Origin of the sequence: Rhizobium sp. Leaf453, from assembly GCF_001425605.1 — a bacterium.
Classification (GTDB): domain Bacteria; phylum Pseudomonadota; class Alphaproteobacteria; order Rhizobiales; family Rhizobiaceae; genus Pararhizobium.
Genome location: NZ_LMRG01000004.1, coordinates 63,203 through 80,187, shown reverse-complemented (window position 1 = coordinate 80,187; position 16,985 = coordinate 63,203). Strand labels below are relative to the sequence as shown.

23 protein-coding genes are annotated in these 16,985 nt (G+C 54.0%); 6 read left to right on the top strand and 17 right to left on the bottom strand.

Annotated features, from left to right (window positions below):
* Positions 1-446 precede the first annotated feature (446 nt).
* The 4 genes from ASG68_RS30280 to ASG68_RS07085 form a co-directional block, all read right to left on the bottom strand.
* Complete coding sequence (locus tag ASG68_RS30280) at positions 447-812, bottom strand: SMI1/KNR4 family protein (RefSeq protein ID WP_082553956.1); 366 nt, start codon at positions 810-812, stop codon at positions 447-449.
* A gap of 196 nt (positions 813-1,008) precedes the next feature.
* Positions 1,009-1,389, bottom strand: a complete 381-nt coding sequence (locus tag ASG68_RS32195) for a hypothetical protein (RefSeq protein WP_244484128.1) — start codon at positions 1,387-1,389, stop codon at positions 1,009-1,011.
* Positions 1,390-2,058: 669 nt separating this feature from the next.
* Positions 2,059-2,499, bottom strand: coding sequence for a ribbon-helix-helix domain-containing protein (locus ASG68_RS07090; RefSeq protein ID WP_156384820.1), 441 nt, complete (start codon positions 2,497-2,499; stop codon positions 2,059-2,061).
* Positions 2,500-2,508: 9 nt separating this feature from the next.
* Positions 2,509-2,757: a hypothetical protein gene (locus ASG68_RS07085; RefSeq protein WP_062609197.1), complete on the bottom strand. Its 249-nt coding sequence runs from the start codon at positions 2,755-2,757 to the stop codon at positions 2,509-2,511.
* A gap of 182 nt (positions 2,758-2,939) precedes the next feature.
* Between ASG68_RS07085 and ASG68_RS07080 the strand changes: the two genes are divergently transcribed.
* A complete protein-coding gene (locus ASG68_RS07080; RefSeq protein WP_062609226.1) occupies positions 2,940-3,296 on the top strand; it encodes a hypothetical protein in 357 nt (118 codons plus the stop codon).
* A gap of 107 nt (positions 3,297-3,403) precedes the next feature.
* Here the strand turns inward: ASG68_RS07080 and ASG68_RS07075 are convergent, their stop codons facing one another.
* Both ASG68_RS07075 and ASG68_RS07070 read right to left on the bottom strand, forming a co-directional pair.
* A complete protein-coding gene (locus tag ASG68_RS07075; protein WP_062609196.1) occupies positions 3,404-3,748 on the bottom strand; it encodes a hypothetical protein in 345 nt (114 codons plus the stop codon).
* Between the two features lie 218 nt (positions 3,749-3,966).
* Positions 3,967-4,398, bottom strand: a complete 432-nt coding sequence (locus tag ASG68_RS07070) for a hypothetical protein (RefSeq protein WP_062609194.1) — start codon at positions 4,396-4,398, stop codon at positions 3,967-3,969.
* A gap of 540 nt (positions 4,399-4,938) precedes the next feature.
* Here ASG68_RS07070 and ASG68_RS07065 point away from each other — a divergent pair.
* Positions 4,939-5,397, top strand: coding sequence for an SMI1/KNR4 family protein (locus ASG68_RS07065; RefSeq protein ID WP_062609192.1), 459 nt, complete (start codon positions 4,939-4,941; stop codon positions 5,395-5,397).
* Between the two features lie 799 nt (positions 5,398-6,196).
* Here the strand turns inward: ASG68_RS07065 and ASG68_RS07055 are convergent.
* The 3 genes from ASG68_RS07055 to ASG68_RS31180 form a co-directional block, all read right to left on the bottom strand.
* Complete coding sequence (locus ASG68_RS07055) at positions 6,197-6,511, bottom strand: hypothetical protein (RefSeq protein ID WP_156384819.1); 315 nt, start codon at positions 6,509-6,511, stop codon at positions 6,197-6,199.
* Positions 6,512-7,127: 616 nt separating this feature from the next.
* A complete protein-coding gene (locus ASG68_RS07050) occupies positions 7,128-7,526 on the bottom strand; it encodes an FHA domain-containing protein (protein WP_156373635.1) in 399 nt (132 codons plus the stop codon).
* A 94-nt stretch (positions 7,527-7,620) separates the two neighbouring features.
* Positions 7,621-7,770 carry a hypothetical protein gene (locus tag ASG68_RS31180; protein WP_156373636.1) on the bottom strand — a complete coding sequence of 50 codons (150 nt, stop codon included), beginning with the start codon at positions 7,768-7,770 and terminating at the stop codon, positions 7,621-7,623.
* Between the two features lie 134 nt (positions 7,771-7,904).
* On the opposite strand from ASG68_RS31180, the gene ASG68_RS31175 reads away from it, so the two are divergent.
* The gene (locus ASG68_RS31175) at positions 7,905-8,204 is read left to right on the top strand and encodes a hypothetical protein (RefSeq protein WP_156384818.1); all 300 of its coding nucleotides are present in this window, start codon (positions 7,905-7,907) and stop codon (positions 8,202-8,204) included.
* Between the two features lie 821 nt (positions 8,205-9,025).
* Entirely contained in the window at positions 9,026-10,150 is a 1,125-nt protein-coding gene (locus tag ASG68_RS07040) for a calcium-binding protein (protein WP_062578487.1), read from the top strand.
* Positions 10,151-10,619: 469 nt separating this feature from the next.
* Here ASG68_RS07040 and ASG68_RS07035 read toward each other — a convergent pair whose 3' ends face one another.
* Complete coding sequence (locus ASG68_RS07035) at positions 10,620-11,009, bottom strand: DUF5071 domain-containing protein (protein WP_062578489.1); 390 nt, start codon at positions 11,007-11,009, stop codon at positions 10,620-10,622.
* Positions 11,010-11,145: 136 nt separating this feature from the next.
* On the bottom strand, positions 11,146-12,048 hold the full coding sequence (locus ASG68_RS32725) for a calcium-binding protein (RefSeq protein WP_062609185.1): 903 nt from the start codon (positions 12,046-12,048) through the stop codon (positions 11,146-11,148).
* 572 nt (positions 12,049-12,620) lie between these two features.
* On the opposite strand from ASG68_RS32725, the gene ASG68_RS07025 reads away from it, so the two are divergent.
* Complete coding sequence (locus ASG68_RS07025) at positions 12,621-13,373, top strand: DUF5131 family protein (RefSeq protein ID WP_062578493.1); 753 nt, start codon at positions 12,621-12,623, stop codon at positions 13,371-13,373.
* On the opposite strand, the gene ASG68_RS07020 is transcribed toward ASG68_RS07025, so the two are convergent.
* The 5 genes from ASG68_RS07020 to ASG68_RS06995 form a co-directional block, all read right to left on the bottom strand.
* On the bottom strand, positions 13,363-14,229 hold the full coding sequence (locus ASG68_RS07020) for a three-Cys-motif partner protein TcmP (protein ID WP_062578630.1): 867 nt from the start codon (positions 14,227-14,229) through the stop codon (positions 13,363-13,365). The genes ASG68_RS07025 and ASG68_RS07020 overlap by 11 nt on opposite strands.
* Before the next feature lie 81 nt (positions 14,230-14,310).
* On the bottom strand, positions 14,311-14,679 hold the full coding sequence (locus ASG68_RS07015) for a hypothetical protein (protein ID WP_062578495.1): 369 nt from the start codon (positions 14,677-14,679) through the stop codon (positions 14,311-14,313).
* A 90-nt stretch (positions 14,680-14,769) separates the two neighbouring features.
* The gene (locus ASG68_RS07010; RefSeq protein ID WP_062578497.1) at positions 14,770-15,000 is read right to left on the bottom strand and encodes a hypothetical protein; all 231 of its coding nucleotides are present in this window, start codon (positions 14,998-15,000) and stop codon (positions 14,770-14,772) included.
* A gap of 93 nt (positions 15,001-15,093) precedes the next feature.
* On the bottom strand, positions 15,094-15,348 hold the full coding sequence (locus ASG68_RS07005; protein ID WP_062578499.1) for a hypothetical protein: 255 nt from the start codon (positions 15,346-15,348) through the stop codon (positions 15,094-15,096).
* A gap of 477 nt (positions 15,349-15,825) precedes the next feature.
* Positions 15,826-16,074, bottom strand: coding sequence for a DUF6894 family protein (locus ASG68_RS06995; RefSeq protein ID WP_062578504.1), 249 nt, complete (start codon positions 16,072-16,074; stop codon positions 15,826-15,828).
* A 334-nt stretch (positions 16,075-16,408) separates the two neighbouring features.
* Between ASG68_RS06995 and ASG68_RS31170 the strand changes: the two genes are divergently transcribed.
* Entirely contained in the window at positions 16,409-16,573 is a 165-nt protein-coding gene (locus ASG68_RS31170; protein ID WP_156373699.1) for a hypothetical protein, read from the top strand.
* 172 nt (positions 16,574-16,745) lie between these two features.
* On the opposite strand, the gene ASG68_RS06990 is transcribed toward ASG68_RS31170, so the two are convergent.
* Positions 16,746-16,940 carry a hypothetical protein gene (locus ASG68_RS06990; RefSeq protein WP_062578506.1) on the bottom strand — a complete coding sequence of 65 codons (195 nt, stop codon included), beginning with the start codon at positions 16,938-16,940 and terminating at the stop codon, positions 16,746-16,748.
* Positions 16,941-16,985 lie beyond the last annotated feature (45 nt).

Here is a 16,985-nt window from a genome sequence, read left to right as displayed (position 1 = left end):
ATTGATGGCTTACGGATTGGTGTCGATGCATCTTGTCGCTATGAAAATCGTTGGCACTGTGTTTCGAGTTGATGGGACCCCTTGGGACTACCATAACAATTTGCAGCCTTTGGCCTTGGGGATCGGAGGATTCGCGACTTGCGAAGTGGTGTTGCCTGATCCAAAGGACTTAATCACGACAATGCCTCAGCCAGCCGAACTACACTTTTTTCGAGTCGTTCAGCTAGAGGACGGGGTCGAAGAAATTGATCTCTATGACTGCCCCAAGCTGATCATGAAATTCCGACCGGTGACTCTCGCAGAATGCAGGCCGTTAGTGCCACCGTCTGATTGTCGAGGAGGTCTGCTTTGGGCCCAAAAGCGGCCCCATCACCCTCAGATCGATCGGAGTCGGCGTGTGGTGTTTTTGGCCGGTTTGCGCCATTTGTAGACATCACCGGTATAACTCAACTCCAATCCACCGAGACGTGAGACGTGGTTCCTGTTTCATGGTTCCAGAGAAACATTTCTTCAGAACCAGGCTGCAAAATCAGTAGGTCGCCCATCCCGTTTGACGCAACTGCGATGCCACCAGTTGGAAAACTCGGCCAGCCTCGGGCCCGCTGCGTTTCCTTGACGATATCGTTCGCGGTTCTTGCTGAACGCTTTCGATCAGACGCATCTCGAACTGGGTTCAGTATCCAATCGTCTTCGGCCGTCGATACATCCCCGCCATTGTTGATCTGAAGACGCTCACGAAGCTCTGCAGGGAACCGTCTCCCTAAAGCCGTCTCAGCGGATTGGATGTTGTCTTCAGAAACAGGGAAAGCCATGCAAACCTAAACTCCTACATAGTCTGCGTAAATCCATGCCAGCTGCTGCATAATTGTCAACGGTGTCTGCAATGGGCCGAAAGCGGCCCCATCGCCCAACCATCGATCGGAGTCGTCGTGTGGTGTTTTTGGCCGGTTTGCGCCGATACCGTTGAAAAACACCCTCGATGTGAGGTGGCTCAACGTTGCCGAGATATCAAGTAACGAGTTGCAGAAGTAGCGAAGGCGAACTCAAGAAGCCGCCAACAACGAGGCCAGCGAACCCGAGAGCAACCGCTCCGACAACGCCATGGTTCTCCCAACCAATCAAGGTTCCCACCGCAGACGCTGCGACGATGATCGATACTGACCATACGATCTTGATGAGCGAGACTATGCGCCGGCTGGCTGTGGCTTTTTCTTGCGTCATGGAAAAACCGGTTCGTTTCGAAGCCTTTGTTGATTGAATATAATATCGAATTCTCTTTTCACGATAGGCATGATTCAATCGTCTCATTGATTTGCGGAGGATTGAGCGATGATGGGATGTCGGGCAGCTCCAGCGCAGCTCTTCTACGATTTCAGCCTTGATGATCACGTTCCCACCGACCACCTGCTGCAATGGGCCGAAAGCGGCCCCATCGCCCAACCATCAACTAAGAGACTATCGACGACCGACGCGGTTCACTGGCCCGCCTCGATTGATGGCGGTCCCTTGTGTCGCTTTTCCGGTTACCGCGCGGGCAACCGGGCGCGGCCTAAGCACGGCGCCGGTCCTCACGATACAGCCGGCCGGATAGCTGACGTATTGGCAGTAGACCACGGCATTTGCAGTATCTAGGGTAGGGGCCGCAAACCCTACCGTTAGAAAGGCAAGTGAAACAGCGATCATTCTTATTTTCATGTTCCGCTCCACATCCGCGCTATATTGCTTGGTATTTTCCCAAAATCAGCAGGCACGATCGACATCACTGATGTTGATCCTATTTACTCCAGCTGGCAATGAAAATCAGATGCGTACGGGTCAGATATAGCGGATTTCTTGCCACTTTATGCAACCGGAACGGAATATCGCGTGTTGGGATTGCTCTTCGAGAGAGTCAAAATGCCCCCCACCATCTTCTGTGGGCCGTTTATTCGATCAATCTTGTGATCTGCCACACGAGGACCCCGACGAGCAGGATCAACCAAAAGACCTTTTTCTTGGCAACTCTGATGAAGAGCCGGAAGAGTAATTCGAATAACGCCTGGGCAAAAGCTTCCATGCCTATCTCCGGCCGATGATCTCGCCGACCATAACGGAAGCCGCTTGATCTGGCAGTGTGCGGTGACCGAGCAAGGCGTGCAGAAATTCGACGGGGTCGGAATAGCCGAGGCTGCTCATCACCTGATCGAACCCACGCTTGCGGATCGCACCGAACAAAATGGTTCGGCCTGAAGCTGTGAGGCGTGGTTCGTGTCCGCCATCGTATTCGAGGTAGGGCGGCCCTTTCGCCTCGTCTCCGGGCTCTACCTGGTCGAGCACTTGGCGCACTGCATCACGGATGAATTTCGAACGGCCATGAGTTCCTGCCACCGCATCGATGCGCGCGATATCCTCGGGCGTGATGGTGACGTGAAGGCGGATAACGTTGAGCGGCGGTCTTCCCATGGACGGGATGATGGCAGAGACGTGGTTAATAAATTTCCCACCGGTCTCCGGGATCAAAGGCCTGTCTTAATTCTGATCAGCTGCAAGTTTTGCCTTCTTTGCCTCGCGGTAAATTCCTACGATCAGAGCAGAGACGCCGATATAAACAGCGAAGAATGCAAGCGCACTAAAAGCCCAAAAGCCTTTGGCAAGCGCGCCCCGGCTCTGCTTTTCCAAGGCGTCAAAAAAGATCAGCGCAGGCATGAAAAAAGCGAAGAAAGCCATAAACTTATCCTTCACAGTCGTGTATTCCCAGAAAATGCGAAGTGCGTTCATTTCCAATCATCCCGTTGGTGGCTTCACCTCCGCACTATATGAAAAGGTTTGCGGAACGCTAATACCCCGCGCCCCAGGATCAATGGGAGTCGGCTTCTGGTGTTTTTGGCCGGTTTGCGCCATAAGCGGACGAAATACAGGCATTTGGTTGTTACACACCTAGCTTGCCGCAGGGGGATAGGGTGACGTTTTCAGAAGAACAGCTTTGGGACGAGATCAATGCCGGATGGAGCCGTATGTCATTCAAGCAGCGAAACCTGTGGGAAGTGATCAAGCGCTCTCCTGAGGAATGGGAATTGAAAGGCTACGGCTCATGTTGGGTTGTCGCGATGATCGGTGAGACAGTGATCTACTACAATCACTTTGAATATGGCTTCAACCGCTCATCGTGGACCTCCTACGGGGTCATTGACCACTTCCAATCGCTGCAATTCGGACTTGAGCAAGCCGTTCAGACCCAGCTAGATATTATCAACTCTGGGCACGATGTAGGACCTCGATCAAGCGGGCCAATCGCAGGGGAGTACCCAGGAGAATAAAGCGGCCTTGGGGTCGCGGAGGCGCTACCCAATGTCGGCATAGGGCCCAAAAGCAGTCCCCATCGCCCAACCATCATATGAAGGGCCTAGAGTTAGACCGAGCTACATTACTCATAGGGAAACGCTTCAAAGGCTTTCAAGACCTCAGCAGCGCGTTCTCGGATAAGATGCCAGTCAGCATCCTGCTGTACCAGCGCCTCAATGTTCGACCTGTCGTAAGATGCCAATATGTCGGGCATATCGCGCAACGCTTCGCAGAGATTGGCGATTGCTGCACGCTGCTTCGCACTAGACGGGGCGTCGATCTTGATAGTTATCTCGCAGAACCGGGCGGCGTCATGCAGCAATTCTTCGGGAACCAGATATTCTGCTGCGGTTCCGTGCACGATCCATCGAACCTGAGCTTCCTTCGAGGCCATATATTCGAGCAAATATACCGGTAATTCTGCCATACGCTTCACTGTCTTTATACGAATATCGGATTGTAGCTGCCAACTCGGTGAAGTACCAACTGCTACGCGTGCTTTCGCTAACGGTTTCAAAACTCGTTGTTTCAGATCAGCACCATAACCTGCTCCCCCGGATCATTTGCGGCCAATGGTCGGATATGGCCGAGGATGATCCGATCCGCATGGAGGTGATCGAGCACAGCCAAGCATTCTGAGGTGGCCTATAAAGACTCACCCCTCTGATCGAGCGCCTGAGATGTGGAGAAAATGGGTGGCTTTCGAACAGTCTGAGTAAAGCCAGTGGCTGTGAAGCGAAGGTCTCCCACGTCGAGTTCGATCTGGTAATCCCAAAGCATGATCTTTCCATTTGGGGATAGGCGACTATTCGTGCGGGTGATGTCTTGGATTGAGGTGTCGCCTTGAGTTTGCCAATCCAACGAAACCCTCAGATCGGACACGTTGTTGAATTCCAGCGTGCAAGGGGCAACATCCCATCGACGCACCGCCTCGCGTTCCCAATGCCATTTGAAAATATAATCAATATCGAGGCGTATCGTGTAGTTCGCTTGGGGGAAACTCATAGAGTACAGGACGGCGTCGTGCCAACCCATGTCGACAAAATCCGCCTCCGTCCATATCTCGCGGTATTTCATTGCGCCCCCAAAAAAACAAGACTTACTCTCGCGGGCGGTTCATAGCAGCGTTTGGCGCATGGTCGCAATCAAAGCCAAAGCAGGTTGGCCACAGGCCTCATCGCTACCGACATTCGACAGATTATGAAATCTCGCGACGTGTGAGCGGAACACCGCTTTCCGGTCACGTTCGACAGCTGGCTATAGCCTACGGCCTCTGGACTCGGCGAGGATAGCACCGTGACATCAATCTCGCCCCAAGCAAAGTGGCCTCGACATATGAGCATAAGAGCATGCCGTCACTTGAGGTGGCGGTCTTCAAATTAAGCAGGCCTTCCCTACAAAGGACCATCCAAGACATAGTGTTTGAGAGCCGGGGATCGCCTGATAGTGCATGCATGGAAGCACCTCTCATTAGCCTACCGCCGACAACCCCACCTAGTAGGCTGTATTTGAGATTTGTCGACGATGGCGGAACGGTACAGCCCGTGACAAGATCGTTCCACGTATGGGCGCAAACATGTTTGCGGATCTTCGGCCGTTGAAAGTGGGATTTGATTGATGACAGTGAAATTCGAGAATGGGAAGGTCGGGGCTGACGAGGACATTGAGGCTTTGGAGTCGGCGGTAGGTTCGGTGATATCGGCCGATTACAAGCAATTCTTGCGATTTAATGACGGTGCCGAGCCTGAACTGAATATTGTTGCAGAAAACAGAGATATCGGCGTAAATCGGTTCATTCCTGTGAAACAGATATTAGAGGAGGCAATAAAACTCGCACCACTCTCGGAGGGTTGCTTTCCTATAGCCTGGGCAGAGGGCGGGAACTACATCCTAATAGATGAGAGTCAAAACGGTGCGATTTTTTTCTGGGATCACGAGTCCCAGGAAGAGCCCCTGAAAATCGCTTTGAACTTCGATTCTTTCCTACTCCAAATGAAACCGTTCAGCATAGAAGTCGACCGACGTAGGGCAACCAGATCGTGGATAAACCCGGAATTTCTCAGGCGTCAAACCTGAGATAAGCTGTGACGACTTACAAGATGTTGGAGCCGTGACCCACCGCCTTCGAACCGAGAGATCGTCGTCCGTTAACCGCTTGTGGTTCGAGGGCTGGGTAATCATTCAGTTCGGATCAAAAGACCCCCAGCCCTGTCGCGGAGAAAAAGGGCTGCTCGATGGGCAAGATCCTCGATCTCCGCCTTAATGGATAAGTTTAGCAGCCCTTCAGTAATTATAGGGTCGATATCGACTCGTTGAGAATTGTCCGGTCTCAAAGATAACGTCAATTCAGTCCAGTCGGTCGCATCCGGAGTTGAGCTGTTACCGTCTGAGTCGATATTGCAGCCAACGCCCCAAAGATGCTCCGCCACTTCGTAGTAGGGTGGGCGCTGACCGACGGACGAAAGAATGAACTTGCACATCCCATTATCATAAACAGCTTTTGCTAAGCTGTCTCCTGCTAGATACGTAACGACGGTTCCCATCACCCTCAGATCAAATGGTGTGGCAATTTACTGGCGGCGCCAACGGCCGAAGAACCGCTCTCCAAGTGCCCACAGAATTGCCACAACCATAGCGCCCCCGGCAGCCCTATGCATATCGTGGAGGAAATACAGGAGTGCCAGCAGTGCTGCCGCCCACACCGCAAGGGTTCTAATAAGGCGATACCCCATTTTCGTTGCCTCGGAAAAATCGCTGTTGCAATCACACTGCCTACAGCCGGAACTTGCACGAGAATTACTAACAGTTTGGGCAGTGCAAGCTCACCCCACCAGAACCGAGGGCCCCCGCTCCTGTACCTATTCTTCTGTGTCTCTTACAAGAAAAATCGTGATTTCGCGACCGCGTAGAGCAGGCCACTCCCAACAAGCCCTCCTACAACAGCGTTTGTAAACAGCATGGTCACCAGCCCGAGTGCGACTACACTACCGCAGGCAATACCAAAAAGAGGGGCACGTGGTTTTGTTTTACCGCGCCAACTGCACACGAGCGAAACGGCGACGAACAAAAACGTGATTAAGGTCGCTACACCCCATCCTGAGAGCCAAAACTTTGGAAACACGACTGCCACCGCAAAGCAAATTACAGCGAACACTATGACGGATGCGTACACGAATTTTTCCATCGCCACTTGCCGAGCTCCACTGTCGCGGTTTAGATTTAACTGGTCATCTTTAGGCGACAGATTTTGTCTTTTGCGAAGATAGTCAAGTCCGGCAGACGCGGCCCATCCATCGATTCACTCACCACCCCTAAATCAAACGATGTCATCGTTTTGAGGGGCGATCTTGACCGCGCTGCGAAGCTTTCTGACGCGACCTCTGATATGCCATCCACACCTCGTAGGCTGGGGCAATCTGCACTCGCAATAAAGGGTCCGCTTTAAGGTACCGTTTCAAGTCCTCCCAAGACGTCGCGTCTGGCATGTGTGGGTCGAGCTGGGCATTACGCGTGAAATGACCGGATGCAGTGTTGAAGGTTCGGCGGTTTTTCAGGTAATCCTTAAATGACATTTTATGCTCGGATTAAGCCTACCAATAGGTGGTCTGTGTACGTCCGCACGTTCCTCGATATACCCAAAGGTAATGCTTGCAAGGGTCCGAAGCGTCAACAAAAAAAGACCTCGCGGGTAGCGAGGTCAGGCTTGCTCGGGGCTGTGACCCGACTGGCTGAACGAACCAGTAGCAGAACAATAAGACAGCTTCAATAAAGTTTGCGTCGGTGAACTTGTCAACCCTGCATTCCTATCAAATAGCTTTGGCTCGCGTGCCGTTGTCCTTTCGGCCGCTTGACAAGCCTTCGATATCGGCCAGGGACTCCCGCACCATGAATTCGGCGTGTTCGCCGCTTGCGGTAGTGCGAACGATGGTCGCCTCGGCACGCTGATAGATACCCACAGTTTGGCTTCGGTTGAAGTGCATCTGCCCGCCGTCCTTGCGACGTTTTAAGGTAATGAATTGGACTCCGGCGGCTGAAAGATGCTTGACTACGTCCTCTGTTGATTCAGCAATCACGAAGCTTGTGTTCTCTCCACCGGCAGCGGTGCGGATCACCGTCTTGGTCTGGGATGCATAAACGGCGACGACCGATTGTGCATTCAAATGAACTATCCCTTTACCGTCGGTTCGGGTGAGTTTTGTGAACATTATTGGCTCCTATCAATATGATGAACATTAAGGCGTTGGGGCTTCCCTCGCCCCTTCAATATCTTCGGAATGTACCATTGTTTTCACCGGAGCTCTAAAATTCGAACTCGCGGTCATTGTCCTTCAAGTCGCTGCGGAACGTTTTGTCCCAGGGGTTGAAGAGTGCCGGAGGAGGAGGAGTGTCGTCGTTCGGCACCTCTCGCGGCACGGCTCTTTCGTCCGTGTTCGGCTTTTTGGTGATCATCTCGCGTCTCCAGATTGACGCGCGCAAAGAGCATATATTTAAAAGTTAATCAATATGCGTGTAGCCTATGTTTGGCCTCCTCACGCTGTTTCAGGTAGTCTGTCCGCCGCCCCAGTATTAACCGTGAGCATTTATTGGTTATTGGCAGCAATATCCTGCCCAGTTCTGGCGAAGTAAATGGACTGCTTGCTCCAAGCGGCAGTCAGCTGGGCTGCGATTTCTTCAACTGTCCAATCCGGAAACTGGTCATGAAGCGCGTTGGCGAATTCCAACGTCACGGTGTAAAGCCTGCCGCGCGCAGCTCAATCAGCATTAAAGTTGATCGTATCGAAAAGTGTCTCATCTGGGCCCATCACCAATTTGCAGTTGCCGTTTTTTTTCCCTCGGCAAGAATTTTGGTGGCGATCACGTTCGTATTGTTGGGAACGCGTTGACGTGCGAGCGCTTTACGTGAGACTGGGAGCGGCCCGCAGAATTCGAACGCTCCGGGCTAGATAGGGCTCCCGCCGGATCCAACGGGAGCCCTATCCGATTTTGCCACGACCCCGCGCCCCACCATCATCTAAGTGTGGCGCAGCCTAGCTCCTCGAACTCGGACGCTAGCCACTCAACGTCATCCCGATGAAGATCGATAACATTCATTGCTTCGCCGAACGTGTTTCCCAAAACAAACCCTGGCTCACCCTCCACAGAGAGTGCAGCCGGCCATTGCTTGACAGTTTCCGGTGGGAGTTTTCCGCTGTTACGTGCCTCAACAAATGATCGGCCAGAGTCCATTGCAACTTTGAACAGAGCGGTCCTATCGTCTTCATCGAGACTACCCGCTGCGCCTGCTATAAGGGCGCACTGAAACGCCGCCCAGCTTTTATGCCCGATCCTAATAAACTCTTCCGGCGTTTGGGCGTAAGCCGTCGTTGCCGAGGATATAAGACCAATCGCCAGTAAAAGATTTCTCATTTTGATNTTTATGCCCGATCCTAATAAACTCTTCCGGCGTTTGGGCGTAAGCCGTCGTTGCCGAGGATATAAGACCAATCGCCAGTAAAAGATTTCTCATTTTGATCTCTTGCATTGCCAATCCAGCATCACCCTGTCAGCGCCACCACCCCTAGGTCATTCAGCCGATACTGATGGCCATGCGGATTTGCTTTACAGTGTCGGTCCGCAACGTTATCGTTGGCGTCCCGTACTTGAAATCACATTTGGCGAATTTAAGTGGCAGCAGTTGAATCCTTTTTCGTGGGAGTGATATTTCGTGCCTACTTTTACGCTTAAGCCGTCGGGCAATAACGGCGTCGATCTGACCAAGTATGACATAACCGACATCGCTTATTACGATGACTGGGCCGGCAATGCCACAACGATCCGGTTTTTCGATGATGCGAACAACTATACGCAGTTCACCGGTAGTGGCATCAAGGTCACGAAGACTTCGACGGGTGAACTGATGGATGTCACTGCCGGCACGATCGACACGTTTCAGGTGTCGATCGGCGGCGTGCGGGTGATTTCCGCCACCAACCTCAACCTTTCGGCGGCCACGCTGTTCGACTTCTATCAGGCCCGCTATGCTCTGGGCGCGGTCGATTACCTGCTCTCAGGCGCGGATATGATCCATGGCACCGAGTTCAGGGATATTCTCTCGGGCTTCGGCGGTGATGACCGCATCTATGGCTACGGCGGCATCGATGTGCTCGACGGCGGCGCCGGCAACGACGTGGTGCTCGCGGGTGCCGGATGGGACACGGTTTTCGGAGGTTCCGGAAACGACCGGCTTTACGGCGAGGAGGATGTTGACAGGCTTTACGGCGGAGACGGTAACGATATTCTGGTCGGCGGCCATCAGAACGATTTTCTGGACGGCGGTGACGGCAACGACGACCTCAGTGGAGGCGACGCCACCGACAATTTGCGCGGTGGCGGCGGCAGTGACCGGATTAGCGCCGGCCATGCCGATGACCGGCTATCCGGCGGCGCCGGCAACGACAGGCTCTACGGCGGTGACCACTGGGATCGTCTGGAAGGCGGCACCGGCCTCGACAAGCTCTACGGAGGCACTGGCAAGGACCGGTTCGTCTTCTCGTCGATCGCCGACTCTACGCTATCGGTATCCGGCCAGGACACGATCTACGATTTCAGTCAATCCGAGTTCGATACGATCGACGTGCGGCTGATCGACGCCAATGTCAACGTGGCCAAAGGGCAGGCTTTTGATTTCATCGGTGCGGCGGCGTTTAGCGGAGAAGCCGGAGAACTGCGTTACGCAAACACCACGGCTCGCACCTACGTTCAGGGTGACGTCGATGGCGACGGTGCCGCGGATTTCCAGATCTGGATCAACTCTGTCGTCACACTCATCTCGACCGATTTCGTCCTGTAGCTTCTCAAGTCACCGTGTCAATCTCGACATCGGGGTGGTTCTGGCCTGTGTTCGGTCTATGAAGGCCGAGCATTCAGGAAGTGATACACGACCCCGCTCCCCACCATCATGTGGAAGGGTCGCTAAGATGAATGTCTTGAACGTAGCGCTAAATCAAGAGTTGTCGGCTTCATTCACCCATAACAGCAGCGTCACAATTCCGACTGGTCCTGTGGCTGCGCATAAGGCGCCCCAAACAAGAGGTCTGGCCCCCTTCGATTTCGCAATGCTGGCTCCCCATGTTCCGAACACAGTAGCGAGCAGCAGCAGCAAAATAGATAAGATCATTTCCATAGAAGAGATGTACGACGTTTCTAGCGAACCATTCAACTCCAAAGCGCAGAACGTCAAACATCAGCGACTTAGCTTTAGTTCCTCGAGACGTTGCGGCCCTGTCATCTGCAACGCACCCTTTAAGAGAGTGCTTGGTTTACGGGCGGGCAAAGGTCATCTCGCTAATCAATTCCGGTAGACCTTCTTCAATTTCCTCCGAGGTCGGATTATCCGCCAAGCGCTCTAGGTCTTGGATCAAACAACTAAACGCCTCTGCGGGTAGCTGTCTCACTACCAAATCAAGGCAGAAATATTTGTATGATAGATCATTGCCGTTCAATACTCTCCTCACAAGCGGGACGATCAGTTTGCCGTGTGCAGCGAGGAAATCTGCCATCGGTCTAGCGACCGGCCAGTTGCCGTCTTCTGTCCATTCAAAAAGTTGATCTAGGATAGGAGTTATCGACGCAGGATCTGCCTTCTGAAGATTTTTGACCGCAGCGAGGTCATGTTTGCTTTTTGGAATTAAATTTTTCACCGTCATCATGACAATAGCTCCATGTAACGGGCGCAAGTTATCAACGCGCCGCCACTGCGTATAGCCGTCACCCCACGATCATAGGCTATAGCGAGAAAGCCCGGCCGATCGGCCGGGCTTCAGCTTTTCACGATACAATAGTCGATCAGATGATAAAATCCGAGGCAATCAGGGATATTGCCCGGTCGAGGGTGATCCGGATGTCTGCTACGCCGTCGCCGGTCACATCGGCTGAAATTGTCGTTGTCCCGCCCGATATACCATAGCGGAGTTCTCCGGCCGTTCCGCTATAGGCTGCCCGCCCGATGAACGAAAACGATTGGTGGCCATCGGTGAAATAGTCGGCGTCCACGCCGCTCAGATCGATTTTATCGCCGTGTGTGCGAGCAAAGTCGAGAATAGTATCTCTTCCCGCCGCGTGCATCGTGGAGTCCGGGAGACGAGGGTTGGCGAGATTGGTCATATAGGTGAACGTGTCAGCGCCCGCACCACCCGTAAGGAAATCCGCGCCTGTGCCCCCGGAGATCACATCGTTTCCAACGCCGCCGAAAAGGGCGTCATTGCCATTCTCGCCGACAAGGACGTCGTTTCCAGCACCCGCTCTGATTTCGTCATCGCCTCCAAAGCCGTACAGCCTATCATCCAAAATGCTGCCAACTATGTCGTCCGCATAACTGCTGCCGCTATGGTCCAGCGCGGTGTTCTGGAGTTGATCGAGAAGCGCACCTGGCATTGTTCCCGTCATCAGCCTCAGGAATTCACGCGGGGTAAGCGAGAAGCCCTGATATGCTCCGTACATTGAGTTGTCGCTGTTGTAGATGACGATATCTTCGACGGTGCCGCCGACAAGCGCACCATTGTCAAATACGAGATCCCGCCCTCCGATCGCTGCGAAGAACTCCACTCCTGAATCCGCATAAATTGCCCCGAGCGACGTGGTGTTTGAGAATTCATTACCGTGGTAGAGGTAGTCCAAGATTCCGATGGCGGATTGATTGAAATACCCGCCCACGTTCTGCGTAATGCTTATCACGATGTCCTTCTCCAACCTTCGGCTACACGCCCCTCATTCCCGGATGAAGTCTGCCGGACGGCAGGCTGTCCCGCATCCCCCATTTGCGGTATACCAATGCGGTCCCTTTTATAGGTTTGATCGCCGCCCTAACCTCCAGCGGTCATTCCCAGTAGTAGGAGTCCTCATCGGCACAGCGCTCTGGGGACAAAGCGTCCTGCTTCGTTTCGGGCCACCAAACCTTGGCGACCGATCTCGAATAATCTCCGGGTTTCATACCAAAGGCATTGCGACCCGCGCGATACCAAAGGAGCACCCGATCTTCAAACCGCTTGCAGAACTCTTTCTCAGACATGGTTAAAAGAGTAACACGCCGGATGCAGCTAGCAAGAAGATGAGCGCCGCACTGTGCCCCGCCACCCCAACCTCAAGTGAGGGGAAACTCAAACCGAGCTCATGTCCGCAAAGTGGCGAACGGACCAATCTATGCGTCGGAAATCTCTCTGTGGCCCCGCGAAATTTGATCTATTAACGCGCTGTTTTCTCTTCATAAATTAACGATTTCAATGTATCATTGAGCCTCGTTTCGGCTCTTTTAGAGGCTTGTCATGGCAGACACATCAATCGAGTGGACCGATGCAACGTGGAACCCTGTTGCCGGATGTTCGGTAGTGAGCCCTGGCTGTACGAATTGCTACGCAATGCGCATGGCTGCTCGTCTCGAGGCTATGGGGGTTGATAAGTATAAGGGTTTGACCCGCAAGAGCGGCGGGCGCGCCAAGTGGACTGGGGACCTGTACCTCGACGAAAAGGCGCTGTCCGTACCCGAGGCCTGGTCGAAGCCTCGCAACGTTTTCGTCAACTCGATGTCTGATCTTTTCCACCCGGACGTTCCTGCCGAGTTCATCGGGAAGGTGTGGCGCGCGATGGCACGAACGCCTCACCATACCTACCAGATCTTGACTAAGCGGCCTGATCGCATGGCGGAGGTGCTCTCGGACGGATTCGATATCCTATCGAATGTGTGGCTAGGCACCAGTGTTGAAGATGGCAGAGTCCTCCATCGCTTGGACCACCTGCGGCAAGTGCCTGCGACGGTTCGCTTCGTCTCTTTCGAGCCGCTGATAGGTTCTGTGTCTGGCGGTAAATTGGACGGCATCCAATGGGCGATAGTCGGAGGTGAATCCGGGCCGGGCGCGCGCTACTTGGATCCCGTCTGGATCGACGAGATTTTTGATATGTGCACAGATGCAAACGCAGCGTTCTTCTTCAAACAGTGGGGCGGGAAGAACAAGAAGGCAGCAGGTCGGTCTTACCGAGGGCGCGTTTGGGACGAAATGCCGGCCACCGCTACGCTTTGAGGATACTGCTACCAATTTTGGTGGCCAGTCCTATTGCCTTTGGTGCCGGGTTGGAAATGGCCAAAAAAAGAGAGAACATCGGGACGCCGCTCCCGTTCTTCAGCCGCTTTGGCGGCAGCACTTTTGGGAAGAGGCTCTTTAACCGAGCTTCCACGAATTTCTCGATGGCTTCGACGTCAGCTATGCGCTGATATGTCTGATCGTGGGTTCCGAACAGATCATCTTTCTGCGGCCGATTGTACCATGCATCAATCCAGTCGTCCGTACCGAGCATGCGGGTTATGGCCGCACGCTTCTTTTCATCCATCTTGTCGGGATCTCGCGTAGCCTGTCGGAAAAGCCCTGCCAGCGAAACGAGATACCAGACATCAATGGCCTCGGTTTGCCTGATGCGCTGCAGGGTCGACCAATTGACAGCCATGCCGTACGGATCAAGGAAGATGACGGCGCGCTTGCCAACCCATTTCATCGAGTCAATCTCAGACTCGATGGCGGTGTTCGCATCTCCTCGCACAATATCTATCCGGCGCCCTGGATATTGTTCCCGCAGCCGTTCCAGTGCCTTACAGTACGCTTTTTTCTTTTCCATGAAGATAACCCGGTTAAAGGCGGGCTCAATGTCGAGTGCGATCCTTGCGGAGCCTCTTCGTCGTTCAATACGCTCTTCCCGACCGGGCATGAGGTCATCGGCGATGGCATTCTGCTTGATGACACGCTCGCCCGTTCCGGCGAATGCGTCGATGTACCAGAGTTCTGGGAACTGCGATCGCAGCGCCGTTGTAAATGCTTTGAGATATGCCTCAATCAACGAGAGCTTGAGATCTGTAGAAACATTTCCAAATTCATGATCGCTCAATGCGTTGTCCCCATTGCTGGTGCTATTGCGCCCAATAATGAACGAAGCCCGGCTCATCACCGGGCTTTCGTCGTTTCGCTCCTACTTTGCCTTCTTCGTGGCAACCGGCGTGGCAGGCACATTGCAGCCCTTCGCCTTCAACGAGGATTCGACCGCGTTGACCTTGCCCTTGCTCACGGCGATCTGGCCTTCCTTGTCGCCGCCTGTCAGGCTCGATGCCGGCACGCCGACCAGGAATACGCCGACAGCGTCGCCTGTGGCGGCTTGGTTCTGCTGCTTGGACAGGGCGGCGAGATTGTTGTGCTCGTTCAGGTATTCCTGAGCGAGCTGCGCACAGTCCAGGTTCCCGTAGGCGGCCATTGGAATATCGACAGGCACGATCGCGTCCGGCCTCTTTGCGCATCCGGATGCAGCCAACAAAATTGCCAGCGCAAGAATTCGAAATTTCATAATTGCCCTCAGAGAAATGGACGTCCCCACGTCCAGAGCGTGTAGCGTGGCACAATGGATGCGCGTGTCAAGGGCATGTGGGACTTGGCTTCACACCAACTTCGTCCAAGTCACCGACCAGTCGAACCCGTCATCAACATCGACATGCCGAAACTTGCCACTGTCCGGCACGATGCCATCGGCGTCGGCGGTGATGTCGGCCGGGTTGCGCAGGCCGGGTAGGTCTAGCACCGTCAGCGTCTGATGCAGTTCGTCGATGTCAGTCACGCGCTCTATCGGCTGGCGGTTTGGCACTCGGATCGTCCAAGCGTAGAGCGCCATGGTCAGCGCCGCGTCTTGGCGGCTGCAATCTTCTCATCGGTCGCCGCGTTGGCCTGCAGGCTTAGCATCCGATAGAGCCTTAAGAAAAGATGGTTATGGCTTTTCATGATGTGGCAGCAACCGCCCGTCGTCGGCGCCGGGGTCGAAACCTTCCTCCCAAAACACCTTATCGATTATAACCTTTTCCACAATGAAACCGCTGGTGTGGTCGCAGAAACCCGGCATGTCCATGACGCTGGCAACCGCCGCGTCCGCTTGCTCTTTGCTCGAGAATACTCCGACGTCCTTCGACTGAACCTCGCCGAATTCGTTCCTGTAAATATGGTCCACGGAATAAAGGTCACTCATTCAGGCCTCCTTCCAACGAATGAAACCCTGGCTCCATCCAACCCGATCTATCGCGACCTGGCCGATGACAAAACCCTTCGAATATTTCTTGAATCCAGGCTGGTCTTTTACCCGTTTGACGGCAGCCCTTGCCAGAGCACGGGTCGAAAAATACCCGATCAATTTTGCGTACTCGTCCAACTCTCCGTCTTCATAAATGTGCTCTGCCTTCCAAACCCTGCGCACGTTTCAACTCCATCATGAATTCCGATCCACGCTACGACAGGGGCATGCTTGCCGACAAGCGCTTTCGCCTCTCGGATAGCCCGACCTTCGTCCTGCATCTGTCAAGGATCGAACGCGAGCGACAGGTTGCCTTTGTCGTCGGCGTCGAAGGCCTCGAGGACGATGAGCTTTATCGATTTGTTCTGGTCGGCCATTATTCGGTCCAGTGTCTGATCGAGATCAAGATAGGGCAGGCGGACCTATCCTCAACGTTTAGTGCTTCGTCGGATTTCCGTACATCGCGTCCTCGATCGAGACTGTGGCGACGTAGTCGCCACCCGCATCTGCGACCGCAATCGCGCTGACATTGAGTGCGATGTTAAGCCGAGCCGCTTCATGGGCCATCTCAATTATTGCGATCCTGGCGTCTGCGATCGCAGCGTCGCTGTCCTTAAAGACAAGGCCGTCGTTATCCTCGTCAACTTCATCACCGTAGTGGACATCGAAGTAGTAACGCGGCATTCCAAGCTCCGGTAAAAAAGACCCTGCCGAGGCAGGGCCAGTTGCCTGATGTGCTGGATGGGGAGGCACGGACGTGCCGTTTCCAGCGCGACTCAACGGAGCTTGCAGGGCTTTGTTCCGACTCCCCTTATATGCAGCGTTCGCCATCGGTGCGGCGCGACCCTAGGCCGCTCCGAGGATCATGTCGGCGGGGCCGGACGCGGCTTCAACACCCGCGAGTTCGAAGCCCAAACTCGGACGGAACCAACACGACTGTTCACCGTGTGTGACGCTGGGAACTGCTCGTCGGTGTCTGTCGTGCTAGTGTAGGTATGTCGGAATGGAGGAGCCGAACATGGCAGAGCACTCGGCCACGATCATTTATGACGTTGTTTCGAAGGCGATTTTGATCGAATACCGCGACAAAGTCGTGACGGTAGACGGTCCTTGGCCAAGCCAGCAACACGCAAAGGCGGCAGCCGAGGATTACTGCCGTATCAGGGGCTGGCCTTTAGCCTAGAACCTGGCGCGCATCTTGTTCACGCTGCAGCCACGCCGCCCGTAGCGCCTTGGTCTACTTCTTATCAGCAGCCACACGCGCCTCTTCGCTGCCTGTCGCAAAGCGCTCATGGTTCCTCAGATTTCATCGCGGGTGAGGGCAGGCAGATACAACCGCTCCCACCCTAACGCGACTATTTTAAAGGGAGGATCATCCGCGCGATGATTTCGTGCTCCTGTTTTACGCCCTGACCATAGAGCTCGAATATCTGGCTGGCAATTTGCTGGGCTTCGGGGCTAGACGGATCGAGTTGTAGCATCTGGCAGCGACTATTGAATATCCGCTGGATGAATTCGAGGTCCTTCTTGGTGAAAGTTGGATTGTTCATCGGCTCCTCCAGCGATGATCGTGTCACATCGCTTCCGGCTGGGTC